General features: G+C 68.8%; 19 protein-coding genes and 1 tRNA gene. 7 read left to right on the top strand and 13 right to left on the bottom strand.

The genetic code is table 11. The features are described from left to right. Window positions 1-240: 240 nt before the first annotated feature. Entirely contained in the window at window positions 241-2,301 is a 2,061-nt protein-coding gene (locus AC6I9V_RS12720) for a phosphocholine-specific phospholipase C (protein ID WP_497899681.1), read from the top strand. A gap of 161 nt (window positions 2,302-2,462) precedes the next feature. Beyond that, window positions 2,463-3,485, top strand: coding sequence for an alkaline phosphatase family protein (locus tag AC6I9V_RS12715; protein ID WP_497899680.1), 1,023 nt, complete (start codon window positions 2,463-2,465; stop codon window positions 3,483-3,485). 242 nt (window positions 3,486-3,727) lie between these two features. Here AC6I9V_RS12715 and AC6I9V_RS12710 read toward each other — a convergent pair. The 5 genes from AC6I9V_RS12710 to galU all read right to left on the bottom strand — a co-directional run bounded on the left by AC6I9V_RS12710 (window position 3,728) and on the right by galU (window position 7,350). After that, window positions 3,728-3,800: transfer RNA gene (locus AC6I9V_RS12710), tRNA-Ala, on the bottom strand. A gap of 48 nt (window positions 3,801-3,848) precedes the next feature. Next, window positions 3,849-4,649: an SDR family oxidoreductase gene (locus tag AC6I9V_RS12705; RefSeq protein WP_497899679.1), complete on the bottom strand. Its 801-nt coding sequence runs from the start codon at window positions 4,647-4,649 to the stop codon at window positions 3,849-3,851. Between the two features lie 81 nt (window positions 4,650-4,730). After that, window positions 4,731-5,675, bottom strand: coding sequence for a hypothetical protein (locus tag AC6I9V_RS12700; RefSeq protein WP_497899678.1), 945 nt, complete (start codon window positions 5,673-5,675; stop codon window positions 4,731-4,733). A 144-nt stretch (window positions 5,676-5,819) separates the two neighbouring features. Next, window positions 5,820-6,440: a GNAT family N-acetyltransferase gene (locus AC6I9V_RS12695; RefSeq protein WP_497899677.1), complete on the bottom strand. Its 621-nt coding sequence runs from the start codon at window positions 6,438-6,440 to the stop codon at window positions 5,820-5,822. A gap of 4 nt (window positions 6,441-6,444) precedes the next feature. After that, window positions 6,445-7,350: a UTP--glucose-1-phosphate uridylyltransferase GalU gene (galU, locus tag AC6I9V_RS12690; protein ID WP_349412948.1), complete on the bottom strand. Its 906-nt coding sequence runs from the start codon at window positions 7,348-7,350 to the stop codon at window positions 6,445-6,447. 109 nt (window positions 7,351-7,459) lie between these two features. Between galU and AC6I9V_RS12685 the strand changes: the two genes are divergently transcribed. The 3 genes from AC6I9V_RS12685 to AC6I9V_RS12675 all read left to right on the top strand — a co-directional run bounded on the left by AC6I9V_RS12685 (window position 7,460) and on the right by AC6I9V_RS12675 (window position 9,357). Continuing rightward, entirely contained in the window at window positions 7,460-8,089 is a 630-nt protein-coding gene (locus tag AC6I9V_RS12685) for a 5-formyltetrahydrofolate cyclo-ligase (RefSeq protein WP_497899676.1), read from the top strand. A 108-nt stretch (window positions 8,090-8,197) separates the two neighbouring features. Then, on the top strand, window positions 8,198-8,446 hold the full coding sequence (locus tag AC6I9V_RS12680) for an FmdB family zinc ribbon protein (protein ID WP_497899675.1): 249 nt from the start codon (window positions 8,198-8,200) through the stop codon (window positions 8,444-8,446). A gap of 155 nt (window positions 8,447-8,601) precedes the next feature. Continuing rightward, window positions 8,602-9,357: an RcpC/CpaB family pilus assembly protein gene (locus AC6I9V_RS12675; RefSeq protein WP_497899674.1), complete on the top strand. Its 756-nt coding sequence runs from the start codon at window positions 8,602-8,604 to the stop codon at window positions 9,355-9,357. A gap of 64 nt (window positions 9,358-9,421) precedes the next feature. On the opposite strand, the gene AC6I9V_RS12670 is transcribed toward AC6I9V_RS12675, so the two are convergent. The 7 genes from AC6I9V_RS12670 to AC6I9V_RS12640 all read right to left on the bottom strand — a co-directional run bounded on the left by AC6I9V_RS12670 (window position 9,422) and on the right by AC6I9V_RS12640 (window position 20,492). After that, entirely contained in the window at window positions 9,422-13,570 is a 4,149-nt protein-coding gene (locus AC6I9V_RS12670) for an AAA family ATPase (RefSeq protein ID WP_497899673.1), read from the bottom strand. A 207-nt stretch (window positions 13,571-13,777) separates the two neighbouring features. Next, window positions 13,778-15,367 (bottom strand): glutamine-hydrolyzing GMP synthase, encoded by a 1,590-nt coding sequence (guaA, locus tag AC6I9V_RS12665; RefSeq protein ID WP_349412953.1) that lies wholly within the window; start codon window positions 15,365-15,367, stop codon window positions 13,778-13,780. Between the two features lie 98 nt (window positions 15,368-15,465). Next, window positions 15,466-15,978 carry a DUF3817 domain-containing protein gene (locus tag AC6I9V_RS12660; protein ID WP_497899672.1) on the bottom strand — a complete coding sequence of 171 codons (513 nt, stop codon included), beginning with the start codon at window positions 15,976-15,978 and terminating at the stop codon, window positions 15,466-15,468. Next, a complete protein-coding gene (locus AC6I9V_RS12655; RefSeq protein WP_497899671.1) occupies window positions 15,975-16,841 on the bottom strand; it encodes an SURF1 family protein in 867 nt (288 codons plus the stop codon). The genes AC6I9V_RS12660 and AC6I9V_RS12655 overlap by 4 nt, the downstream gene beginning before the upstream one ends. Window positions 16,842-16,961: 120 nt before the next feature. Beyond that, window positions 16,962-17,450: a PTS sugar transporter subunit IIA gene (locus AC6I9V_RS12650; RefSeq protein WP_349412956.1), complete on the bottom strand. Its 489-nt coding sequence runs from the start codon at window positions 17,448-17,450 to the stop codon at window positions 16,962-16,964. A gap of 61 nt (window positions 17,451-17,511) precedes the next feature. Beyond that, window positions 17,512-19,263, bottom strand: coding sequence for a glycerol-3-phosphate dehydrogenase/oxidase (locus AC6I9V_RS12645; protein WP_497899670.1), 1,752 nt, complete (start codon window positions 19,261-19,263; stop codon window positions 17,512-17,514). A 92-nt stretch (window positions 19,264-19,355) separates the two neighbouring features. Next, complete coding sequence (locus AC6I9V_RS12640) at window positions 19,356-20,492, bottom strand: GuaB3 family IMP dehydrogenase-related protein (RefSeq protein ID WP_349412958.1); 1,137 nt, start codon at window positions 20,490-20,492, stop codon at window positions 19,356-19,358. A gap of 284 nt (window positions 20,493-20,776) precedes the next feature. On the opposite strand from AC6I9V_RS12640, the gene AC6I9V_RS12635 reads away from it, so the two are divergent. Then, a complete protein-coding gene (locus AC6I9V_RS12635; RefSeq protein ID WP_497899669.1) occupies window positions 20,777-22,678 on the top strand; it encodes a S8 family peptidase in 1,902 nt (633 codons plus the stop codon). Window positions 22,679-22,876: 198 nt separating this feature from the next. Continuing rightward, the gene (locus AC6I9V_RS12630; protein WP_497899668.1) at window positions 22,877-23,482 is read left to right on the top strand and encodes a hypothetical protein; all 606 of its coding nucleotides are present in this window, start codon (window positions 22,877-22,879) and stop codon (window positions 23,480-23,482) included. On the opposite strand, the gene AC6I9V_RS12625 is transcribed toward AC6I9V_RS12630, so the two are convergent. Beyond that, complete coding sequence (locus AC6I9V_RS12625) at window positions 23,479-25,311, bottom strand: ABC transporter ATP-binding protein (RefSeq protein ID WP_497899667.1); 1,833 nt, start codon at window positions 25,309-25,311, stop codon at window positions 23,479-23,481. The genes AC6I9V_RS12630 and AC6I9V_RS12625 overlap by 4 nt on opposite strands. Between the last annotated feature and the right edge of the window lie 13 nt (window positions 25,312-25,324).

Below are 25,324 nucleotides of genomic sequence, written 5' to 3'. Positions count from 1 at the left end.
GGCTAGGCAGCTAGGCCGCCGGGCCTGCTGGACCTGATGCCCGGCGCGCTCCTGCCGGGCGCGCGTGACGGGGAGGAGCATGCCCGCCATCTTGATTACCAGGTCCTCCGTCGACGGCCAGGGGGTACAGCGTTCCGACGTGCTGGGGCCGCCGATATTTAACCGCGGCTACACCGGAGCTTCACCCAGTGCTGGCACACTGCCACAGGGGGCCTGCACATCAAATCTTAGGAGCAGTTCATGCCCGGTCTCGAACGTAGACGTTTCCTTCAGCTCGCGGGCGCTGGTGCTGCCAGCACCGCGATCGCCGAATTGCTCGGCCAAAGCGTTGCACGCGCTGCCTCAATCCCGGCCAACAGGGCCACCGGATCGCTCAAGGACGTTGAGCACGTGGTGATCTTTATGCAGGAGAACCGCGCTTTCGACCATTATTTCGGTACGTTGAAGGGTGTGCGCGGGTTTTCGGATCCGCACCCCGCCGTCCTCCCGAGCGGTAAGAACGCGTTCCATCAGGCCAACGCCACCCGCGACATTACTCCGTTCCATCCGGACGCGCCGAACCTGAGCCTGCAGTTCATGGAGGACCTGGACCACTCGTGGAAGATGACCCACGAGGCGTTCAATGACGGTAAGTACGACAAGTGGCTGCCGGCGAAATCCGATGCGACCATGGCCTACTACGCTCGCCAGGACATCCCGTTCCATTTCGCCCTTGCCGACGCGTTCACGATCTGCGACCAGTACCACTGCTCGGTTCTCGGCCCGACGGACCCCAACCGCTACTACATGTTTGCCGGCGGGGACGACCCGGACCGGAAGGGCGGCGGTCCTGACCTGTGGAACGAGGAAAAAGGGTACTGGTGGAGCACTTACCCCGAGGAACTCGAGAAGGCCGGAGTCTCGTGGAAGATCTACCAGGACATCGGCGAGGGCCTCGATCCGGCGCACTACGAGGGCTGGACCGACGACGCGTACATCGGCAACTACGGGGACAATTCGCTCCTGTACTTCAAGCAGTACCAGGACGCGAAGCCCGGCTCGCCGTTGTACGAGAAGGCCCGCACCGGCACGAACGCCAAGGCCGGAGACGACCTCTTCAGCATCCTCCGCAAAGACGTGACGTCGGGAACACTGCCGCAGGTGTCCTACATCGTGGCCCCCGAAGCCTACACGGAACACTCGAACTGGCCGCCGAACTTCGGCGCCTGGTACGCCGCCAACATCCTGGACATTCTCACCTCGAACCCGGAGGTGTGGAGCAAGACGGCGGTGCTGTTCATGTACGACGAAAACGACGGATTCTTCGACCACGTCGTTCCGCCGCACCCGAACACCCCCCAGATTCCGGGCGGATCCACGGTCTCGACGGCCGGAGAGTGGTACGACGGCAGCCCCACCTTCTACGGCAGCAAAGACACCCCGGGCCACTTTGGCCTCGGGGTCCGCGTGCCAATGATTGTCCTCTCGCCCTGGAGCATGGGCGGCTGGGTCTGCTCCGAAACCTTTGACCACACCTCGATTGTCCGCTTCCTTGAAGCCCGCTTCGGAGTGGCCTCGCCAAACATCACACCCTGGCGCCGCGCGGTCAGCGGCGACCTCACCAGTGCGTTCGACTTTTCCGCAGCCGCCGGCGCGGCGCCAGCCATGCCGGACACGTCGGCGTACAAGCCGGCCGACCACCAGCGGCACCCCAGCTACGTTCCGACCCCTCCGGCGACCAATTCGATGCCGTCGCAGGAGAAGGGAACGCGTCCGTCGCGTCCGCTCGGCTACGCCCTCGAGGTCGAGACGAAGATCGAAGGCGGCAAGCTGACCGCCCGCTGGGCGAACCGGGGCACCCTGGGGGCACACGTGCAGGTCCGTTCCAACCTGCTGCCGCAGGGTCCGTACTCCTACACGATCGGTGCAGCCGCCTCACTTGACGCGTCCTGGGCGCTCGGCGCGGAGTACGACGTGCACATGCACGGCCCGGCCGGCTGGTTCCGGCGGCTCGCCGGAACCACCGCCTCCGCGGATGTCCGCGTCACGGTCACAACCGACGGCAAATCGCCGCACGCCCAGTTCCGGATTGAGAACACGGGTCCTACGAGTGCCGCCCTCACCCTCAGGGACGCCTACGGCGCTGGTACCCAGACGCTCTCGCTTACCCCGGGCCAGAGCGAGACCGTCGTCATCCCGACCCAGGGCGGCTGGTACGACCTGACCATCACCTCCGCCGCGGACTCAAAGCTCGTCCGCGTCCTGGCCGGCCGGCTCGAGAACGCCCGGCAACTCACAAGCGACCCCCAACTCGGCCGGTAACTCCCAAGAGCCGGAAGGCGGGCGCGACGGCGCTGGCTGCCGCCGTCGCGCTCACCGGACTGGCAACCGTCGGTGCGGCTGCACCCGCGGATGCGCACACGACTTCGGACACTGCGGCGCAGGGAAACGGCCAAAACGGCCCCGACCATGTGTTCGTCATCATGATGGAAAACCACGGCTACGACCAGGTCATCGGCAACACCGCTGACGCGCCGTACATCAACACCCTCGCGCAGCGCTACAACACCGCGACGAACTACCACGGTGTGACCCACCCGAGCCTGCCCAACTACCTGGCCACCATTTCAGGAAGTTCGCAGGGCATCTGGGACGACTGCAAAGCCGGCGCCAACGTCACCTGTGCGCCTGAAGAGTTCGTCCCCGGATCCGGCGACCCGGGAGCCACCGGTCTCCTCACCCAGGAACAGGTTGCCAGCGCCTCCGCCACCCCGCACATGTTCTCGGGCAAGACCATTGTTGACCAGCTCGAAAACAAGGGCCTGAGCTGGAAGGCCTACATGGAAAGCCTTCCCAGCGCCGGCTCCCAGGTCGAGTACGCACCCACGATCGGCTCCTCGACGGTCAAGTTGTATGCGCAGAAGCACAACCCGTTCATGTACTTCTCGAACATCAATTACCCGGGCAGCCCGCGCCTGCAAAACATCGTGCCCCAGGAGAACAACCTGAAGAACGACCTGGCCAGCGGCAACGTGCCGAACTTTGTCTGGATCAGCCCGAACCAGTGCCACGACATGCACGGGGTTTCCTCCTCGGGGGCGGCCCTGGTCGACCAGCCCAAGTGCGGTTACCCGGACTCCGGCCTTGACCACGGCGCGATTCAGCTCGGCGACAGCTATGTCAATCAGACCGTCCAGCAGATCATGGACTCGCCAACCTGGAAGACATCCAAGTCCAGCATCGTCCTGGCCTGGGACGAGAACGACTACTCCGGATCCACCGGCGGCCCGGGCAGCCCGGTCGGGCAGAACGGCGCCGTCCTCGGCGGGGGCCACGCACCCACGATCGTGATCAACTCAGCCGAGGGACCGCACAAGGCAACCAACCAGCTCTCCGACCACTACACCCTGCTCTCCACCATTGAGCACATGTGGCACCTTGGCTGCCTGGCCAACACCTGCTCGCCCACGACATCGGGCACCTTCGAGGAGCTCTTCCACCCGTGACCTAGACAGCTCACAAGCGCCCCGTAAGTCAGCAGTACGGGGAATCCGCATCCACATAACGGGAGGGCCCCAAGGCCCTCCCGTTTTTCGGATCGGGCTGCGGCTGCCTCACCACATGTTCCAGAGAAAGTTGCGGTGGCCGCCGCGGCCCATCATCGGCATCCATCCGGAATCTCCGGCTCGGCCCTTATCGGCAAAAGCCCTCCAGCCCGGGATTCCCGCGGGCCGAAGGGCTTTCTTTGTGGAGCTAAGGAGATTCGAACTCCTGACCTCTTCGATGCGAACGAAGCGCTCTACCAACTGAGCTATAGCCCCGCAACAACGCCGCTCCCTCAGGGGAACGGCGCCATCAACGTTCCTAGGCTACAAACTATCCGCGTGCATTGCCAGCCAGCCCTCGAATGTCTGCGCGCCGTGTCGTTCTTCGGGCACCAGGTTCAGGCCGGCCCGCAGGTATCTGCCCATCGCCCCGGGCAGGGGAAACTCCACCAGGCGGCCGCGCGCACCCGTGGCCCGCTGCCAGGAACGTGCCAGCTGGCGCATGTCCACGATCTCCGGGCCCCCGATGGTCCGGACCCGGTGCCGGACGCCCGAAGGGGCTTCCAGCGCCGCGTCCAGCAGGGCGGCGGCCACCTCGGCGTGGGCGATCGGCTGGAACCTGGCGCCTTTCACCACGGGCACCAGCCGCACCCTGGCGCCGGCGGCGAAGACGCGCGCCAGCAGGGAATGGAACTGGGTGGCGCGGAGCACCAAGGTCTCGAGACCGGAGTGTTCGTAGACCGTTTCCTTGGCCGCCTTGGACCGGTAGTAGCCGGCGCTGCTCAGGTCGCAGTTGACGATCGAAAGCATCACCGCCCTCTGCACGCCCGCGTCCTGCGCGGCGGCCAGCAGCCGCGCCCCGCCGCCGGCGAAGTTCTTCAGCGCCTTGCCTGAAAAACCTTCAAGGCAATCGACGACGACGTCGGCGCCGGCCAGCGCCGCGGCCAGCCCCTCGCCCGTGGTGACGTCGCCGCGGAAGTACTCCGCGCCGTCGATGTGCCCGGCAGTTCCGGGCGCGGGAGGATTGCGGCTGAGCACGGCCACCCGGTGTCCGCCGGCAACCCCCTGGCGCACCAGTTCGCGGCCCACCTGTCCGGTCCCCCCGGCAACGCAGATTCTCGTCATGCGCCTCAGGCTACCTGCCTCGGGCAACAAAAACGCCCCGGACGGCCGAATTGTCGGCTGTCCGGGGCGGGAAGGTCGGTGTCAGGCGCGGCGGCGCTGGAGTACGTCGTCGAGGTTGCTGAGTGCGCTTTGGCCCTTACCCAGCGGCTTCGCGTCGGGGCCTGCCGTCTCGGGCTGCCGGACGGTGGCCTGCTTGAGCGAGGGTTTGCCGACCGCTTTCGGGGCCTCCGGCAGGTCCAGCGGCTGCGGAGCGGCGCGTTCGGCTTTGGGAGCCTCGACGTAGGTCGGCTTCGGCACTTCAACGGGCTCCCAGCTGGAGCCCTCCGCGGCGGCCGGATCTGCGACGCGGCGGACGGACGGATCGCCGGACGCGGCAGCCTCGGCCAGGGCGGCCTGGCGCAGTTCGTCGGCCGTCAGGGGTTTGGGGGCGGGCTTGGGTGCCGCGGCGCCGGCTTCGGCGTCGAACAGCGGGCTTTCCTTCGCCGGGAGAGCCGAGCGGACCGAAGCGGCCCGGTGGGCGGCCGGGGCTGCGGCGCCGGCGTGCGCCGGGGTGCCCATGGCGGAACGGAACGCGGCGTTGAGCTTCCGTCGGCGGTCGCGCACGGCAAGCCGGCGGAGCATCACAACGGCCAGGACCGCGCCGAGCAGGGTGGAGACGGGAAGCCAACCGGAGCCAACGCCGAAGAGCCGGAGCGCGGCGGACACCACGCCGGTCAGCAGAGAGAGCAGGCCTGCCAGGGCAAGCACCAGCCGGCCGTAGCGGATCCGGAAGGCCGGGGCCGCAGGCTTCGGGGCGCCGTCGCGGTCAATGGAACCCGGAGCGGGCTCGGGGCGCTGCGTACTCGACATCGATTTCTCCTGCGGGGCAGCCATCTTCATGACGAACCCGGCTCGGGGGTCTGCTTTTCCTACGTCCGCGGCGTCCATCAGGAGCTCGCCCGCCGGCTGGAGTTGGGAGCGGCCGTTCCGGAGCATGTAGGGAGCCACCCATACGATCCAGAGTGCAACAGCAATGACAAGGATCACTGAGCTGCTAAGAGGGAAGTCCACAGTCAAAACCGTATGAGCAAGTCGACGGCGCGGGCGGCATTGCCGGCGGTGTGTCGCGAGGCAACTGCGAAATCACTGGAAATATGACGAAAGTGCTGGTCAGACCGTGGTTTTCTGCGCCTAGGCGGGACGGTTTTCCAACCACCGGGCCAGGAGTCCTTCGGGTACTTCCTCTGCGGTCAAAGCGAAGCTTCTATGGTCCGCCCACTGCCCGTTGATGTGCAGGAAACGCGGCCGGTACCCCTCGTCCCGGAACCCCAGTTTCTCCACGACCCGCAGGCTCGGACCGTTTTCGGGCCGGATGTTGATCTCCATCCGGTGCAGCCCCAGGGTGCGGAAACAGTAGTCCGTGGCCATCGCGACGGCGGTCGGTGCGATCCCCTGCCCTGCGCGGTCCTGATCCACCCAGTACCCGAGCGTGGCCATCATGGCCGAACCCCAGACAATCGATGAGACGGTCAGCTGTCCTACGATCACGGGTTCCTTGAACCCGGGGGTCCACGCCGCAATGACGAACGGCAGCGCCGTGGCCTGGGCGGCCTGGGCCTTGAGCGAGCGCACCATTTGCCGGTAGTCGGGCAGCCCGCCGCCGGGAACCGGGTTGGAGGCTTCCCAGGGGGCAAGCCACGTCTCGTTCCTGGCCCGCAGTTCAGTCCACTCCCGGCGGTCCCGGTACCGGATCGGGCGCAGCACAACGTCGCCGCACTCCAGGGTCACCGGCCAGGCGAAGCTGCCCCCCACGGGATTATTTGGTCAGGCTGGAGGCGAACCCGGGCAGCCATTCGCGCAGGCCGGGGCCCAGGTCCTCGCTGTCGCAGGCGAGCTGGACGCAGGCCTTGAGGTAGCTGAGCTTGTCCCCGGTATCGTAGCGGCGGCCGCGGAAGACCACGCCGTACACGCCGTAGCCCTCCCCCTCGCCGGCGGAGAGTTCCTGCAGGGCGTCGGTGAGCTGGATTTCGCCGCCGCGTCCCGGCTTGGTCCGCTCCAGGACCTCGAACACGGCGGGGTGCAGGACGTACCGGCCGATGATGGCCAGGTTGGAGGGAGCCTCGTCGACGTCGGGCTTCTCCACGAGCTGCTTGATCCGGACGTAGTCCTCGCCTTCAACGGCCTCGACGTCGGCGCAGCCGTAGGCGCTGATCTGGGAGGGGTCGACCTCGATCAGGGCGACGACGGAGCCGCCGGTCTTGGCCTGGACCTCGATCATGGTGCTGAGCAGTTCGTCGCGGGCATCGATCAGGTCGTCACCGAGCAGCACGGCGAACGGTTCGTAGCCGACGTGCTGCTTGGCGCGCAGTACGGCGTGGCCCAGGCCCATCGGGTCGCCCTGGCGGACGTAGTGGATGTCGCCCAGGTTGCTGGCGGCCTGGATGGACTCCAGCTTGTCGGTGTCGCCCTTGGCCTCCAGCGTCGCCTCCAGCGTGGGCACCCGGTCAAAGTGGTCCTCGAGGGCCCGCTTGTTGCGCCCCGTGATCATCAGGACGTCTTGGAGCCCCACGTTCACGGCTTCCTCGACCACGTACTGGATGGCCGGCTTGTCCACGACCGGCAGCATCTCCTTCGGCATCGCCTTGGTGGCAGGAAGGAAGCGGGTGCCGAGGCCCGCTACGGGGATGACGGCCTTACGAACGGAGGCGTTGGGTGTAATCACTCGACTAATCTAGCGGAGGGGGCAACCATCAGGTAATTCTCCCCCGCCGGCCGGGCTGCCGCGGCCGCCCGGCAGCACGGCGCCGCCCGGCCGAAAGGACACCGCGCACATGAGCAGCAAGGACGAGATCCGATCCCGTCACCGGCGCGGCCGGGCCGCACTCTCGCAGCCGGACCTGGAGGCCGCCGGCGCAGCCCTGGCCAGGCACGGCCTGGCCTGGGCAACGGCCCTGGCCAACGGCGGGCGGCGCACTTTCGCGGCCTACCTCGGCGTCGGCGCGGAGCCCCCCACCCTGCCCCTGCTGGCTGCGCTGCACGGCGCCGGCCACCGGGTGCTGCTCCCGGTCTGCGAGCCCGGACTCGCTTTGAGCTGGGTGTACTGGACCCCGTCGTCGGAATTTGTCCGCAGCCGCTACGCCCCCATCCAGGAGCCTGTGGGCGACCGGCTCGACACCTCCGTGATGCTGGGGGTCGCCGGACTCTTCCTGCCCGCCACGGCCCTGGACCGCACCGGCAACAGGATCGGCCAGGGCGGCGGTTACTACGACAAGTTCCTGGCCGCCCTCGAGGACCTGCCGTGGGGCGTCCCCGTGTCCGAGACCGGGCCGTTGCCGACGGCGGCCCTTGTCTACGACGCTGAGGTGCTGGCCGCCGGCAGCATTCCCGCGGAGTCCTTCGACCGAAAGGTTGCCGCGGCACTGACACCCGGAGGTCTCGTCCGGTTCTCCGTCCAGCCCTAGCCGCGCCCGCCGGGTGATAGAATTGGCACTCAGGCCCTGCGACTGCTAATGCCAGCTTTTTGGTACGACAGCCCGGGACCTGCTCGTTTGTCCCAGAGGAGGAACCCAGTGCCCACGTATGCATACGCTTGCAAGGACTGCAGCCACGCCTTCGAGGTTGTGCAGTCCTTCACGGACAGCTCGCTGACGTCCTGCCCCGAGTGCGAGGGGACCCTGCGCAAGAAGTTCAACAGCGTCGGGGTCGTCTTCAAGGGCTCCGGCTTTTACCGGACCGACTCCCGCGATTCCAAGGGCAGCACCGTGGCCCCGGCGGCAGCTCCTGCCGCCCCCGCTTCGGCTTCCGCCGCAGCAAGCTAGGGACGTCGACGCCGGTACCCGGCACTGTCCCGTCAGGTCCGGCGCCCGGCCGGCGCCCGGTTAGAGCCGGCACCGGCCGGCGTTCCCGCACAACGTTGTCCACATAGCCGCAGCCGGAACTGCCGCGGGCCACGGCTCCGCCCTAGCGTGGGGGCATGGCCCGCAGCTTACGTCCGCCCCCTCCGCAGGGACCCGCACCGCCCTGGTTCCCGGCGCGGCCCCGGCCGCCGCGCCCGTTCTTGCACGGCGCCTCCCGTAAAGGCCCGCCAAGGCGGCGCGCCCGCCGCTGGCTCCTGCGCAACCGCCGGCTGATTGTTGCCCTCCTGTTGTGCCTCGCTGCCAGCCTGGCCGTGCAGCAACTGACGCCTGCACCGGCAGCGACTGTTTCCGCCTGGGCTGCCGCGAGGGATCTCCCGGCCGGCCGGGTGCTGGCGTCCGTCGACCTCGCCGTCGTCCAGGTGCCTCCCGGACTGCTCCCCGGCGGCACCCTCGAGCCCTTCGCACTCGAAGGCAAACAGCTCGCCGTGGCGCTGCGGAAAGGCCAGCTCGTCGCGGACTCCCTTCTGGTGGGACCCGGGATGCTGGCCGGCAGCCCACCGGGGGCCGCCGCTGTGCCGTTGCGCATGGCTGACCCCGCCTCCATCCAACTGGTGTCCCCCGGCCAGCTCATCAATGTTGTGATGACCGGCGGGGGCGGCCCCGAGCAGGGGGCGCCGGCGCAGCTGCTGGCCTCGGCGGTGCCGGTGCTGTGGACGTCGGCCCGGGGTGGCAGGACCGGCCAGTGGCTCGACACCGCAGAGACCGACGGGCTGATGGTCGTGGCGGCAGATCCGGACCAGGCCCGACGGCTCGCCGGGGCATCGACGCAGGGCAAGTTGTTCTTTGTCCTGGTCGGCTCCGCGCCCGGCTAACGGGATGACCGGCCCCCGGGCTGTTTATTCCAGGGCGCGCGTGCAGCCGGAGCGTGCTGGCCGCTCAGCCCCAGTGCGGGGGCTTCTGCTCCTGCAGCCAGGCGTCGTGGTCGTAGCTGCCGGGCTGGTCGCCCCAGCGCCGGGGATCGTCCTCGGCGGCCTTGTTGGGCAGCACTCCCCCGGGAACCGCGGCGCGTGCCCCGCTCCGGGACTGCGGCTCCGGCTGCCGCAGGCCCGCGGACGCTGCTTCCCGGGCCGGGGCGTCCGGCGCCGAGTCGTGATTCCGGTCCCCGCCGGGGATGGAGTTGTTGTACTGGTTGTCGCCGTCTGCGTGCATGCCGCCGGCCTCCTTGGTGCGAATCGCTGTTTCCTGCCCGCGATCACCGTCCGCGGACCACCCGTGCGGCGCCGGGGCGGACGGGGCGTAGGTATGCCGCCCGTCCTCGACGCTCAGGTTCTCTATGTCGTCGGAGAAGCCGGGCGAGCTGCCCAACCGGCTGGACGCCACCGGCTTCTCCAGGCCGAGGTAGCCGCCGATCCGGTCCGCGCAGGCCGAAGGATCGGTGAATACCTCTATGGTCCATAGTGGCATGTAGCGCCAGCCCATGCGCTCCAGCAGCTGCGGCCGGAGGCGGCTGCGCTCACGTACGCTCATCCGCCGGTACCGCTCGGTGCCGTCGGACTCGATGGCGACGGGACTGGGGATCTCGGCGTCGTCCTGGCCGATCGTGTGCATCGGGTCCGCCGCCGCCACCATGTCCAGGACACCGTCGTACTGATGCCAGACCCGCGCCCCGCGGGCCCGGAGCCGGTCGCCGAGGTCGGCCACCAGGGGGTCGGCGCCGAGGGCCTGTTCGCTGGCCGCGGCCCGGGAAGCCGGGCTGCCCAGATCGGAGTTGCCCGCGATTTCCCGGTCCAGGAGCTCGTAGAAGTCCACCGCGCCGTGGCTGAGGCGGGTGACGTCCAGGTCTTCGGGCCGGAAGCAGCTCAGCACATGCAAGGACCGCCGTGCCCGGGTCATGGCCAGGGCGAACCGGGCGCGGCCGCCGTCGGCGGAGAGCGGGCCGAGGCTGTGCAGGGCGCGGCCGTGCGGGGTGCGTCCGTAACCGGGCGAGAAGATGACGCGGTCCCGGACCAGGCCCTGCGCCCGTTCCAGGTCCACCACCCGGAAGGACTCTTCGCCGGCGGTGAAGAAGCTGCCCAGCAGCGGGTAGCTGGGCAGCTGCAGCCGGATGGCCTCGCCGATCCGGGCCGCGTGCCGCAGGCTGCCGGTGACGACCGCCAGGGAGGTGCGAGGCCGCAGCCGGGCGTGCTCGAAGACCAGTTCCACCACACGGTTCACTTCGGCCACAACAGACTCGACGCCGTCGTGGTCGGCGCTGGGCAGGCCGGTCCCGTCCGGCAGGTATTCCACGGTCAGGGCCCGGTCGAGGCCGGTTGCCGACTGGCCCTCGGGAAGACGGCGGAGCTCGCCGGCGTAGAAACCCTTGCTCAGCTGCCGGACCAGGTCCTCGTCGACGGCGCGGTAGACGGTCCTGAGTTTCCAGACCGGCAACACGGCGGTCAGGGCCTGGAACGCGCTGTCCACCCGCTGGTGCGGGTTCTCGCCGGCGGCGAGCCGCTCGACCCCCACGGAGAAGCTGCGCGGGCTGGCGATCTTGTCGTCGCCGAAGGCAATGACCTGCCGGGACCGCGCGACGGCGGGCAGCACCGCCTGCAGCGACGTCGCCTCGGCGTCAAGGATCACCACCGCGTCGAAATGCTGCTCGGCCGGCAGCAGGCTGCTGAGGAGGTAGGGGCTGACTGACCAGACCGGCACCAGCCTCGGGACGAGCTCGGGCGACTGTGCGGTCAGCGCCGCCGGCGTGACCCGCCCGTCCTTGAGCAGGCTGCGCAGCAGCTCCGCCTGCCGGGGGTGTTCGGTCAGGGCGGCACGCCAGCGTTCGGCCAGTTTCCAGCGCAGCCGGGCGGCGCCGCTGGCAATGTGGGCGTTGTCCGCGAGGCGGTACTCCGCCTCAAGCTGGCGCAGCGCGTCGCCGTCGGACATGGCGAGGTAGTCGTCGCCGCTGATCATGGCCTCCAGCGCGGACTGCCACCAGGCCAGTTCCAGCTCCGCAGCGACGGATCCGGCGGGCACCTCGCGCTTGGCGAGGTCGGCGAGCAGTTCGCCCAGGCCGTGTTCGCGCATGTTCTCCACCAGCAGCGTCCGCTCCGGCAACGTTTCCAGCGTCCCGGTGTCAGCGACGAGCCGGTCCAGGCGCTCGAGAAGTTCCTCGTACGGGGTGTCGTGGACGGCTCCCCCGGCACGGGTGTGACGGACGGCCTCCCCGAGCTCCGCCAGTTCGGCTTCCAGCTCGCGGTAAAGGGCCGTGATCTCGGCAAGTCCGGACGGCACGGCCGGGTGCCGCTGGCTGGTGGCGTAGTCGGCCCAGGTGGCCCGCTGGTCCTGGACCAGCACCAGCGAGCTGTGCAGGTCCGCGATGTGCACACCGGGCCGGACGTACTCCTTGGCGACGCGCCGCAGCCGGGAGCGCTGCATCGAGGGCATGTCGATGTTCCGCTCGCGCCGCCACGCCGACGGGGCGGTGGCGGAAATCAGGTCGTGGACCGGCCGGTCGAAAATGTCCGGCGTGAACTTGTCCAGGCTCTCGCGGACCGCGACCAGCAGGTCGATCTGGTCACCCCACTCGGCAAAGGTCCCGCCGAGCCGGATCTCCGCGTGCTCGGCGACGCCGTTCATCCGTTCGCGCAGTTGCGGGAGCTTTTCCGCGACCGAGCGGGCCACCTGCTGGGCCTCCTGGGTCTCCTTGCGCGTCAGCAGCCGGGCGCCGTGCCACGGGCTCATGGTCGAGGCGCGGCTGAAGCTGCCCAGCTCGGCGGCTCGCTTGAGCCGTCCCGCCAGTTCCGCACGGTCGCGGATGCTGTCCAGGACGCTGCGCTTGAGCCGGACCGTGGTGGCCGGCGCCGGGTGGATGGCGGTCAGCGCCGCGAGGGACTGCATGGCCTCGTACGGTGAGCACCCCCAGCGCGCCCGCACGTTGTGCAGCGACGCGACGTGGTCCCTCAGGGCATGCCGGTGCTCGGTCAGCGTGGAGTGCAGGTTCTTCAGCTGCGGTTCCAGAGACTTCTCGTTCCGGACAATCGCCCGGACCAGCTGGCCTTTGAGCTGCAGCGGCGTGGAGTTGCCCGCGAGCTGGACGAGCAGCGATTCGAGGCCGAGGGCCTCCAGCTGGGCGGAGAGCTCGCCGAGGCTGGCGCGCCGGTCGCCGACCACGAGGACGCTTTTGCCTTCGTCGACCAAGGCACCGATGGTGTTGATGGCTGTCTGGGTCTGGCCGGTGCCCGGCGGGCTGCTGACCACCAGGGAGTCGCCGGCGCGGACGGCGTCCACAACGTACTGCTGGTCCGTGTCGGCGTCGAGCAGCAGGAGCTCGTCCGCGGGGCTGCGCTCATCTGTGCTCGGGAAGCGCCCGTCCTTGAGCACGGGGACGTCCACCGGACTGCCGGCAGCGGCCCGACCGAGCGCCGCCACCAGCGGGTTGTGCTGGTTGATCCAGGGGTCGTCCAGGTTCCCGGAGAGGTCTGCATAGGTCGAGACCAGGAGGTTGTGCTCGATCTCGGCGCCGTGGATCGGCTGGATCAGGGTGCCAAGGCGGTCCAGGACCGGCTGCGGGTCATAGCGGGCGGTGCTGTAGGCCATCCGGGTCACGGCATTGACGTCGAAGACGATCCCGTGGATGGTCTTCAGGTGCCGGATCAGGGCCGGGTTGATCCGGGCCTGTTCGGTGAGCTGCAGTTCGTAGTCGTCCTCGCCGGGGCGGACGGTCAGGGACACCGCGGTGAGCATGACCGGCGCGGACACGCGCTGCGGCTTGCCGCCGACGGCGGAGGTCCAGACGACGGTTCCGGCGGAGAGGTAGCCGGCGTCGATGCCGCGGTCGTTGGCGAGCTCGAAGATCTTGGAGCGGAGGTTGCGCGAGGCCCGGGCCGCGACGACGTACTGCTGGCGGTCCCGGATCAGGGTGGACAGGCGGGTGCGGCGTCCGGCCATCAGCTGGGCCAGTCCGGAGGGGTGGGCGTGTGTCAGGTCAATGGAGCCTTCGGGCGTTTTCGTGAAACGCAGCATGGTGTCTGCTCCGGTGACGGGTTTGAGACCCGACAGCCATTTCCTGAACTCCTCGGAGCCCTCGGGGTGGCCTTGACCTACTGACACTGCTGCCTTCTTTTCTGTGCTCACGGTTTCTGAGTTCGCGCGGGACGCCCTGGACCATACCGGCATGCTTTCGAGGGTAGCCCGAATCAGGCGTCAGTGCCGGGGCGCAACACTGGCGCGGGTCAAATTCGTGGGGCAAGTCGCTTCGGCGCGACGGGCCGCAAAAGCACAATGGCCGGCCCCTCACGGGGCCGGCCATTCACACTGCTATTCCCACTCGATGGTTCCCGGCGGCTTGCTGGTCACGTCCAGCACCACGCGGTTGACGCCCTCCACCTCGTTGGTGATCCGGTTGGAGATCCGGGCCAGGAGGTCGTAGGGCAGCCGCGACCAGTCGGCCGTCATGGCGTCCTCGGAGGACACCGGGCGCAGCACGATCGGGTGGCCGTAGGTGCGGCCGTCGCCCATCACGCCGACGCTGCGGACGTCCGCGAGCAGCACGACCGGCATCTGCCAGACCTCGTTGTCGAGGCCGGCGGCGGTCAGCTCGGCGCGCGCGATCGCGTCGGCCTTGCGGAGCAGGTCCAGCCGTTCCTTGGTCACTTCGCCGACGATCCGGATGCCGAGGCCCGGACCCGGGAAGGGCTGGCGTCCGACGATTTCCTGCGGCAGGCCAAGCTGCGCGCCGACGGCCCGGACCTCGTCCTTGAACAGCGCGCGCAGCGGCTCGACGAGTTCGAACTGCAGGTCTTCCGGGAGGCCGCCCACGTTGTGGTGGCTCTTGATGTTCGCTGCGCCCTCGCCGCCGCCGGATTCGACAACGTCCGGGTACAGGGTGCCCTGGACGAGGAACTTGATCTTCTCGCCGTGCGCAGCGGCCTCGGCGATGATGGCCAGCTCGGCTTCCTCGAACGCGCGGATGAACTCGCGGCCGATGATCTTGCGCTTGGTCTCGGGGTCGCTGACGCCGGCGAGGGCCGCCTGGAAGCGCTCCTGCTCGTTGGCGACGTAAAGCTTGACGCCGGTGGCCGCCACGAAGTCCCGCTCGACCTGCTCGGCTTCGCCCTCGCGCAGCAGCCCGTGGTCCACGAAGACACAGGTCAGCTGGTCGCCGACGGCGCGCTGGACGAGGGCCGCGGCCACGGCGGAGTCGACGCCGCCGGAGAGCCCGCAGATCACCCGGGCGTCACCGATCTGCTCGCGGATCCGCTCGACCTGTTCGTCGAGGATGTTGCCCGTGGTCCAGTTCGGTTCCAGCTTGGCGCCCTTGAAGAGGAAGTTCTCCAGCACCTGCTGGCCGTAGGCCGAGTGCTTCACCTCGGGGTGCCACTGCACGCCGTAGAGGCACTTCTCCTCGTTGGCGAAGGCGGCCACGTCGGCGCCGGCCGTCGTCGCGAGCACCTCAAAGCCCTCCGGGGCCTCGTGGACGGAGTCGCCGTGGCTCATCCAGGTGCTCTGGTGCTGGGGCATGCCCGCCAGGATGGAGCGGCCCTCGCCGAGCACGGTGGTTTCCGTGGAGCCGTATTCCCGCAGTCCGGTCCGGGCCACTTTGCCGCCCAGGGCGTTGGCCATGGCCTGGAAGCCGTAGCAGATGCCGAACACCGGGACGCCGGCCTCGAACAGGTCGGCGCCGACGCTCGGGGCGCCTTCGGCGTAGACGCTGGCGGGGCCGCCGGAGAGGATGATGGCGGCGGGGTTCTTGGCCAGCAGCTGCTCGGTGCTGTAGGTATGCGGAACGACTTCCGAATACACATTCGCTTCCCGGACGCGGCGGGCAATCAGCTGCGCGTACTGGGCACCGTAGTCAACAACCAGCACCGGCCTGTGGGACGTCTGGGATGCAGTGGGAGTGGTCACCGTCCTAGCCTACGTTGCGCCCCCGGTCCCCCGCACCTTGAGAAGCTGCGGGTAAGCGAACTCACAGCACCGCGGGGCGGGGCTTTATCCGGGCCGGCTCAGTAGCGCTGCGGCGCCTGCGGGTTAGCGGCAAGTTCGGCCTCCACCTCGGCGTGGAACTTCTTCTCCACAAAGAAGGACAGGAACGGCACGACGCCGCCGAGGGCCAGGATGATGAGCTTGACGAAGGGCCAGCGCATGAGCGACCAGAGCCGGAAGTTGGACATCAGGTACACGACGTACATCCAGCCGTGCACGATCAGCACCGCGACGGATAGGTTCACTCCGCCGATGACGCCGGCCGGCTCGGCGTCGGCGAATCCGAAACCGAACGGCTGGCCGTTGACGGCGTTGGTGCCGCCGGCGAAGAGGTACTGGCCGAAGGCGTAGCGGGCGATCAATTCCGCGCAGAGCAGCAGCAGCATGGAGCCCGTCAGGTAGGCGAGGACCTTGTAGAACTTCAGGGCTGAGCGGATCTGCGCCTCGGTCCCGCCGAAGCGGCGCTTCTTGCCGCCGGGGGTTCCCGTTCCGTTGGGCTGCTGCGGCGCGATGGCCGGCTTGGGCTCGATCATGGTTGCACTCTCGGTTTGGTGGGATGCGGGTTGGTGTCGGAGGAATCGGGGTCGCGGGGCCCGCCCGCAGCGGCGAGCCGGGCGGCTTCTTCATCCTGGGCGTCCTCGAGGCCGCGGCGGTAGTCGTCCTTGACCAGGCGCCACCAGATGAAGAGCGCGAAGCCGGCGAAGACCACCCATTCGGCGGCGTAGAAGAGATTGAGCCAGTTGACCTTCTGGGCGGGCGGCTGCGGGCCGATCGCCAGCGGCTTGACTTCGCCGGAGGCTGCCACATCGGCGCCGGCGGAGCGTTCGGCGCTGGCGGCAACGAAGCCGGGGTAGCTGGTGACATCCCATAGGTTGATGAGTTCGGCGACGGAGACGGCGCTGGCGCGGCCGGGTCCGGCGTCGGTGTTGGGAAGCGGCGCTTCGGACGGGATCAGCCGGCCGGTGAGTTCAATGGGGCCCGACGGCGGCGCGGCGGCGTCCGCGGGGTCGGCGACCCAGCCGCGCGCCACCGGGATCCAGGTCTGCGGCGACGCCCCGGCCCCGGAGAGGGCCGGGGCGTCTTGCACGGCGAAGGCTGAAACGATCCAGAATCCCTTGGCGCCGTCGTGGATCCGGCCCGGGACCAGGACCTGTTTCTGCGGATCGTAGCTGCCGGTGGCGGTGACCACCTGGTCGGCCACAGAGCCGGGGAAGAACTGCCCGGGTTTCAGGACCGCGGTCAGCGGGCGGGCCTCCTCGGTCCCGGTGGAAACCGGTGCCTCGGGCCGCGTGGAGCGGCCGAACTGCCACTGGCTCAGCAGCACAAAGACCCCCGAAATGACGATCGCAAACACCAGGCCTGCGATCCAGCGGGGTTTGAGGGCGGTTTTCAGCACCCCTTAACCGTACTTCGTCCCCGTGTAGAACAACGAAACGGGCGCTAGGGCTGGGCCTAGAGTGGGGCAGCAGGGTCCCTGCGTGGCGACGGAGTCGACACGAAATGGCCTGCCCCAATCTCAGTGGTCGAAGAACACCAGGGACGAGTTGATCAGTTCGGAGATCACCTCGGGGTCGTAGGCACGGCGGAGGGACTCCCGGAAAGACTCCTTCGAGAGCGACCGTGCCATGGTGGCGAGGACTTCCAGGTGGTCCGAGAAGGAACTGGCCGGCGTCGCGATCAGCAGGACCACGGTGGCCGGGCCGTCCGCCGCGCCGAAGTCCAGCGCCTTGCCGTACTTGGTGATGCCGACCGCAATCGAGATTCGCGAGACGAATTCGCTGCGGGCGTGGGGCAGGCCCACACCGCCGGGCAGCCCGGTGGCCAGCTGGTGCTCGCGGGCGTTGACGTGGCCGAGGAATCCCTCGAGGTCCGAGATCCGTCCGGCGTCGTACATCCGCTGCGCGAGCTGGGCCGCGGCGTCGAACTTGTCCTTCGCGTCCAGCTCCAGGATCACCATCTGCGGCGTGGTGAGGTCGGCGTCGTACCGGTCCAGTTGTTCCGCCAAGAGGTGTCCCTTCGATGTGGCGTCGGTGCACGCCGACGGGTGGTGCGCCGGGGCGCCCCGGTCAGCGCAGCGGGACGATGTCCTCCACGCCCATCCGTGCGGCGTCGGCGGATTCGTCGTCCGGCTGCTCCTGGCTGAGTCGTTCGGCGTCGACCCGGGCCAGGTAATGCTTGATTTCGCTCTCGCGCTGCGCGTCGCTCCAGCCGAGAACCTCACCGATCAGTTTAGCGACTACCGGGGCGGCGGACACACCGCGGTCCCAGGCCTCGATCGAAATCCGGGTCCGGCGGGTCAGCACGTCCTGGACGTGGCGGGCGCCCTCGAACTTGGCCGCGTACACGGCCTCGGCCGCCAGGTAGTCGTCGGCGCCCGGCAGCGGCTCGGCCAGTTCGTGGTTTTCCCCGATCAGGGCCAGCACCTCCGGGGCCATCGACCCGTAGCGGTTCAGCAGGTGCTCGATCCGCGCGACGTGGACGCCGGTTTCCTCCGCCATCCGGTTGCGTTTGTTCCAGGCGGCCTTGAATCCGCTGGCGCCGAGCAGCGGGATGGATTCCGTGCACGACGGCGGGACGCGTTCGTCCATGCTGCGGGTCGCCTCGTCGACGGCGTCCTTGGCCATGACCCGGTAGGTGGTCCATTTGCCGCCGGCCACGACGACGAGGCCCGGAACCGGGTGGGCCACCACGTGCTCGCGGGACAGTTTTGCCGTGGAGTCGTTCTCACCGGCCAGCAGCGGGCGGAGGCCGGCGTAGACACCCTCGACATCTTCGCGGGTCAGCGGCCGTTTGAGGACCTTGTTGACGTGTTCGAGGATGTAGTCGATGTCCTTGCTGGACGCCGCGGGGTGGGCCTTGTCCAGGTGCCAGTCGGTGTCGGTGGTGCCGATGATCCAGTGCCGCCCCCACGGGATGACGAACAGCACCGACTTCTCGGTCCGCAGGATCAGGCCCACCGTGGACTGGAAGCGGTCCCGCGGCACCACCAGGTGGATGCCCTTCGAAGCCCGCACCTTGAGCTGGCCGCGGTCCGTGACCATGGCCTGGGTCTCGTCGGTCCAGACCCCGGTGGCGTTGATGACCTGCTTGGCCCGGATGTTGAAGCTTGAGCCGTCCTCGTGGTTGACGACCTTGGCCCCGACCACCCGTTCGCCCTCGCGCAGGAAGTCGACTACGGCCATCTGGTTCACCGCGTGGGCGCCGTAGTAGGCCGCCGTCCGGACGAGGTTGGCGACGTACTTGGCGTCGTCGACCTGGCCGTCGTAGTAGCGGATGGACCCGACAAAGGCGTCATCCTTGAGGCTCGGCGCGGCGCGCAGCGTGCCGCGCCGGCTCAGGTGTTTATGGAACGGGACGCCGCGGCTGTGGCCGCCGGTGATGGACATGGCGTCGTAGAGGGCGATCCCGGATCCGACGTACGGCCGTTCCACAAAGCGCTTGGTGAGCGGGTAGAGGAACGGCACCGGCCGGGCCAGGTGCGGGGCGAGGACGGAGAGGATCAGTCCGCGCTCGTGCAGGGCCTCCTTGACGAGGGCGAAGTCGAGCATCTCCAGGTAGCGCAGGCCGCCGTGGATGAGCTTCGAGGACCGCGACGAAGTGCCGGCCGCCCAGTCGTTGGCCTCGACGATGCCAACGCTCAGGCCGCGGGTCACGGCGTCCAGCGCGGCTCCGGCGCCGACAATGCCGCCGCCGACGATCAGGATGTCGAGTTCCTTGCCGGGCTCGGTGCTGGCCCTGAGCGCCGCCAGGGACGCTTCGCGTTCCGCGGGTCCAAGAGCACCGCCGGCCAAGGGAGCACCACCGGGAAAACTGTTCATCTCACGCCTCCGTCCGGATCAAACCTCGTAGTGCACCACACTACTTCCAAGTTCTCCGGATGGGCAGGGCTTTGCCGGGCCCCGCGCGGGGCTCAGTTCCCGGCGTAGGGCGAGACGACGACGTCGACGCGCTGGAATTCCTTCAGGTCCGAGTAGCCGGTGGTCGCCATCGAGCGGCGCAGCGCGCCGATCAGGTTCGAGGTGCCGTTGGTGTGGTGGCCCGGGCCGAACAGGACCTCCTCCAGCGGCCCGACGGTGCCGACATTGACCCTGTCGCCGCGGGGCAGTTCGAGGTGGTGGGCCTCCTGGCCCCAGTGCCAGCCCTTGCCGGGGGCTTCCTCGGCGCGGGCCAGGGCGCTGCCGAGCATGACGGCGTCGGCGCCCATGGCGATGGCCTTGACGATGTCGCCCGAGGTTCCCATGCCGCCGTCGGCGATCACGTGCACGTAGCGCCCGCCGGATTCGTCCATGTAGTCCCGGCGGGCGGCCGCGACGTCGGAGATGGCGGACGCCATCGGCGAGTGGATGCCCAGGGCGCGGCGGGTGGTGGTGGTGGCTCCCCCGCCGAAACCGACCAGGACGCCCGCGGCGCCGGTGCGCATCAAGTGCAGGGCCGGGGTGTAACCGGCCGCTCCGCCGACGATCACCGGGACGTCGAGTTCGTAGATGAACTGCTTGAGGTTCAGCGGCTCGTGATCCTTGGAGACATGTTCGGCCGAGACGGTGGTGCCGCGGATGACGAAGATGTCGACGCCGGCAGCCACCACGGTCTTGTAGTGCTCCTGGGTGCGCTGCGGGGTCAGCGAGCCGGCGACGGTGACGCCCGCGGCACGGATCTCGGCCAGCCTCGAGGTGATCAGTTCGGGCTGGATCGGGGCCTGGTACAGCTCCTGCATCCGGCGCGTGACGGCGGGGCTGTTGGTCTCGTTCTCGAGGGCGGCAATCTGGTCCAGCACCGGCTGGGGATCCTCGTAGCGGGTCCACAGGCCTTCCAGGTCGAGGACACCGAGGCCGCCGAGCCGTCCCAGCGCGATGACCGTCTCCGGGGACATCGCGGAGTCCATCGGCGCGGCGATGACGGGCATGTCGAACTTGTAGGCATCGATCTGCCAGGAGACGGACACGTCCTTGGGGTCGCGGGTGCGCCGGTTGGGGACGATCGCAATGTCGTCCAGGGAGTAGGCACGACGCCCACGCTTGCCACGGCCAATCTCAATCTCGTAAGTCACGTCCCCACTTTACTTGACCCGGCCGTTGGGCCGGCCTTTGACCCGGCCTTTGACCCGGGACGGACCGTCCGGACCGCGTCCGCAGGCCGCTCCGGGGCCGCCAGGAGACGCCCGGCCGGGTCCCAAATAATCGATAGTCCACACCTACTTGACATGTTTTGTCAACGGTTTACAAATCATGAAAATGCCTTTACGTTTGCCTTCGGCCGCCGGGGGTTGTCCCCGGCGGCCTCCCCACCCCGTTCCGGGCAGTCCGCACTGCCCGGTGATAGAAAGCAGAACCCATGGGAAGTGCATCACTCAGGAAGTCCCGCGTGCTGGCCCTGTCGCTGGCCGCCCTTGTCGGCACCATGACGCTGGCCGTCAGCCCGGTACTCGCCGCCCCCGGCACCGGACCGGTCGCCTCGGAGAATGTCCCGGCGCCGGATGTCAACGCCGGCGAGGCCTACACACAGTTCATTGTGAGCTTTAAGAAGACCCCCGGGAACGCCACGCCGAACGGCCGCGCGAACGCCTGGGGCAAGGCAGCCAAGCAGCAGGGCGTCACGGTGAAGGAGCTCCGCGCCCTCGCCACTGGCGGCACCCTGATCGCCTCCGACAAGGCACTCTCGGACCAGGCCGCCAAGGACTTTATGAACGAGATCGTCGCCTCCGGCGCGGTCGACGCCGTCGAGCCCGACGCCCGCATGACCGCTGTGCTCTCGCCGAACGACCCGCGCTACAGCGAGCAGTGGGACTTCACCGCGGCGAACGGCATGCGCATCCCCGGCGCCTGGGACGTCTCCACCGGCTCCGGCTCCACGGTCGCCGTGATCGATACCGGCATCACGGCACACCCCGACCTGGACGCCAATGTGCTGCCGGGTTACGACTTCGTCTCGGACGCCACGGCGGCCCGCGACGGCAACGGCCGGGACGCCAACCCCCAGGACGAGGGCGACTGGTACGCCGCCGGCGAATGCGGCCAGACCGCGGCCTCCAACTCCTCCTGGCACGGCACCCACGTGGCCGGCACCATCGCCGCCGTGACCGGCAACGCCACCGGCGTGGCCGGCGTGGCGCCCAACGCCAAGGTCCTCCCGGTCCGTGTGCTGGCCAAGTGCGGCGGTTCGCTCTCCGACATTGCCGACGCCATCATCTGGGCCTCCGGCGGCACCGTCTCCGGCGTCCCCGCCAACGCGAACCCCGCCAAGGTCATCAACATGAGCCTGGGCGGCTCCGGCGCCTGCGGCACCACGTACCAGGCCGCCATCGACGCCGCCGTCTCCCGCGGCACCACCGTGGTGGTGGCGGCCGGCAACAGCAACCAGGACGCCTCCGGCTTCCGGCCCGCCAACTGCAACTCGGTGGTCACCGTGGCCGCGAGCAACCCGAGCGGCACCCTCTCCTACTACTCCAACTTTGGCGCCACCGTGGATCTCACGGCTCCCGGCGGCGACACGAGCGTCAGCGGCGGCGGGATCCTCTCCACCCTCAACACCGGAACCACGACGCCGGGCGCCGCCGGCTACGCCAGCTACCAGGGCACCTCGATGGCGACCCCGCACGTGGCCGGCCTCGTAGCCCTGATGAAGGCCAAGTCCCCCGCCCTCACCCCGGCCCAGGTCGAGTCCACGCTCCGCCAGGGCACCCGGGCAATGCCCGGCGGCTGCACCAAGGGCTGCGGCGCCGGCCTCTCCGACGCCACCGCCACGATGGCCCTGCTCGGCGGCACCACCCCGCCGCCGTCGGGGAACCTGCTGCTGAACCCCGGCTTCGAAAGCGGCGCGGCCTCGTGGACCTCCGACCACGCGGACACCTTTGAGACCGGAACCAACGCCCGGACCGGCACCGGCTTCGCGGGCCTGAACGGCTGGGGCCAGGCCACTTCGTACACGCTGGACCAGACCATCTCCATCCCGTCCTCCGTGACCGGTTCCACCCTGTCCTTCTACCTCAAAACCCTGACCGATGAGACCACCACGGCGACGGCCTACGACACCCTGAAGGTCCAGGCCATCAGCGGCGGCGTCACCACGACTCTGGCGACCTACTCGAACCTGAACAAGTCCGCCGGCTATGTCCTGAAGACGCTGGACCTGTCAGCGTTCAAGGGCAAGAGCGTCACGCTGCGCTTCCTCGGCGTCGAGGACTCCTCGCTGAAGACCTACTTCTTCGTGGACGACACCTCGGTGACCACCTCCTAACACCGCTGAGCACCGCCAAGAGTGGGCATGTCCTCCCTCCCCGGAAGGACATGCCCATTCTTGGCGCCCGGGAACGGACATAGTGGGGTTATGTCCATTGGCCGCGGCCACGGAAGGGCATGCCCATCCGTTGCTTCCGGGAACGGTCACGGGCAGCCCGCAGGCGGACAGGCGTCCGGCGGCAGGTACGCTGGCGGCATGGGTAACGGGTGGAGCTTCGACGGCCACATCGCCGGGCTGGGAACGGAATCCGGGCTGCGCGCCGTGCTGGGACTCTGGCAGCGCTCCCCCTTCGGACCTTTCGCCGATGCCATGGTGGAACTGCCCTCCGGCCGCCGGATTCTGCTGGCCCCGACCGCCGAGATCGGCGCGTTCATCGCCTCGGTCTACAACTTTGACGAGACCCGCGTTGTGGATCTCGCGGTGTCGCATGACGGACCCCGGCTCGGCATCGACGCCGGTTCGCTCAGCGTCCGGGCCGACGTCGGCGCGCGCACCCGTCTTGGCAGCGTCGTGCGCCTGGTTCCGCGTCCGCTGGCGGTGCACCCGCGGTGGCTATGGGCCGTCAGCCCGCTCGCTTCCCGAATCAGCCCGGGCGCCCGCACCGCGGGCACGGCCGGGGGCGGACGAAGGGAGTACTACGGCGTGACGGACCTGCACCACATCACGGCGGCCCGCGTGAGCTGGGACGGCACCGACGCCGGGGCGCTTGCCGCCGTGCGGCCCGCGGTCTCCTTCGGTTTCAGCAGCGTTCCCGCCGCCCCCAGCCTGGCCCGGGTGCGCACCACCGTGACGGGTTCCTAGGCCTCGTCCACGGCCAGCTGGGATTCGAACATCCGGAAGTAGCGGCCGCGCAGGCCCACGAGTTCCTTATGCGTGCCCTGCTCCACGATCCGGCCGTCCTCCAGCATGTAGACGATGTCCGCCTTCTCGATTGTGGCGAGCCGGTGGCTGATGGCGATGATGGTGCTGCCGCAGTCGGCGAAGAGCCGGGTGAAGATCCGGTGCTCGGCCAGCGCGTCGATCGCCGAGGTCGGCTCGTCCATCACCATAAAGGATGCGTCGCGGTAGAAGTTCCGGGCCATGGCCAGGCGCTGCCATTGTCCGCCCGAGAGGCCGCTGCCCTTCCGGCCGCGCGGATCCTCCATCCAGTTGCTCACGTGGTTGTCCAGCCCGCTGGGCAGTTTATTGATGAACTCGAGGGCCTCGGCGTCGGCGGCCGCACGGCGGATCCGCGCGTCGTCCCGCGGCGCGTCGACGTCGCCGAAGAAGATGTTCTCCGCCGCGGTGGCGAACTCGTATTTGAGGAATTCTTGGCTGAGCACCGCAAGGTGCCGGTGCCAGGACTTCACGTCGACGGCGGCGAGGTCGACGCCGTCGAGCAGCACCTGCCCCGAATCCGGGCGGTAGAGCCCGGCGAGGATCCGGATGAGGGTGGACTTGCCGGCGCCGTTCTCCCCCACGATAGCGATGTGCTGGCCTTCGCGGATGGTCAGCGAAATGCCCTTGATGACCTCCAGCTCGCTGCCGGTGTAGGTGAAGCGGATGTCGCGCAGTTTTACGGTCCGGGGCGCCTGGAGCAGGGGCGGGGCATGGTCGGAGTGGACCGGCAGCGCCATAAAGAGCTCGTAGTCCTTCAGGTTTGCGAGGTCCTCGTCGATGGAACTAAGCGAGGAGACCAGGCTGTTGGCGGTGGACAGGGCGCGGCTGACGATCTGCTGGACGTAGAGGAACTGCCCCACCGGCTGCGCCCGGGCGATGATCTGGCCCACCACCCAGATCAGCGAGACCACCTCGGCGCCGTACTGCAGGGCGTCGGCGGCGAGCTGTTTGGGGATGTAGCGTTTCTGGAAGTCCAGCCGGCGCTTCTCGTCCGCGTCACGGAGCCTGGAGCGCAGCCCCATCAGGTAGCCGACGATCCCGTAAAGCCGCATCTCGGCGATGTGCTGCGGCCGCAGCAGGTTGGTTTCGATCATCCTGCGTTGCCGGCGCGAGTCGACCTGGGTGTTCCAGTGCGCGATCTGTTCGCGGGAGAGTTTGAACTGCAGGTAGACGCTGGGCACGATCGCGACCAGCACAATCACTGCGATCCACCAGCTCACCAGCAGCAGCGCGCCGACCGCCAGGATCACCGAGACCAGCTGGGTGAAGATGGCGGCGATCCGGTCCAGGACGCGGGCGTAGGAATCGGAGAAGCGCTTCGCCCGGTCGTAGAGGTCCACCGTCTCCTTGTCGTCGTAGCGCCAGAAGTCGAGGGCAAGGAACCGCTCGTACATCAGGTCCCCGACGATCGCGCCGACCCGGAAGCTCATAAGCTGCTGGATGTAACGGTCCACGCTGCTGAACGCTCCCCAGAACAGGCCGAGCGCGGCCGTGATGATGACATACACGATCGCCTGCCGCCCGGCCTCGGCGTTCCCGGTGTAGGCGGCCGCGAGCGCCGTCGTGGTGAGTGCGGCGAAGTAGGTGGTGACGAGGGGCAGCAGCGCCGAGATCAGCGAGCCCACGATTTTCATCACGACGGCGGCCGGCGAGGCCCGGAAGCTTACCCGCAGCACCTGCGCCACGGCCCGGGCGTAGGGCCTCAGCGCCAGTTTCCGCTTGGGCTCGCGCGCGGGCAGGAGTTCGGACATGCCTCCAGCCTAG

Source organism: Arthrobacter sp. SlRoot2-15, assembly GCF_059739345.1.
This window is presented reverse-complemented; position numbering and strand designations above follow the sequence as displayed.

Bases quoted from the DNA above. Each gene is read 5' to 3' on its own strand.
- AC6I9V_RS12720 (WP_497899681.1), top strand. From the start codon at position 241: ATGCCCGGTCTCGAACGTAGACGTTTCCTTCAGCTCGCGGGCGCTGGT.
- AC6I9V_RS12715 (WP_497899680.1), top strand. From the start codon at position 2,463: ATGATGGAAAACCACGGCTACGACCAGGTCATCGGCAACACCGCTGAC.
- AC6I9V_RS12705 (WP_497899679.1), bottom strand. From the start codon at position 4,649: ATGACGAGAATCTGCGTTGCCGGGGGGACCGGACAGGTGGGCCGCGAA.
- AC6I9V_RS12685 (WP_497899676.1), top strand. From the start codon at position 7,460: ATGAGCAGCAAGGACGAGATCCGATCCCGTCACCGGCGCGGCCGGGCC.
- AC6I9V_RS12675 (WP_497899674.1), top strand. From the start codon at position 8,602: ATGGCCCGCAGCTTACGTCCGCCCCCTCCGCAGGGACCCGCACCGCCC.
- AC6I9V_RS12660 (WP_497899672.1), bottom strand. From the start codon at position 15,978: ATGATCGAGCCCAAGCCGGCCATCGCGCCGCAGCAGCCCAACGGAACG.
- AC6I9V_RS12645 (WP_497899670.1), bottom strand. From the start codon at position 19,263: ATGAACAGTTTTCCCGGTGGTGCTCCCTTGGCCGGCGGTGCTCTTGGA.
- AC6I9V_RS12635 (WP_497899669.1), top strand. From the start codon at position 20,777: ATGGGAAGTGCATCACTCAGGAAGTCCCGCGTGCTGGCCCTGTCGCTG.
- AC6I9V_RS12630 (WP_497899668.1), top strand. From the start codon at position 22,877: ATGGGTAACGGGTGGAGCTTCGACGGCCACATCGCCGGGCTGGGAACG.
- AC6I9V_RS12625 (WP_497899667.1), bottom strand. From the start codon at position 25,311: ATGTCCGAACTCCTGCCCGCGCGCGAGCCCAAGCGGAAACTGGCGCTG.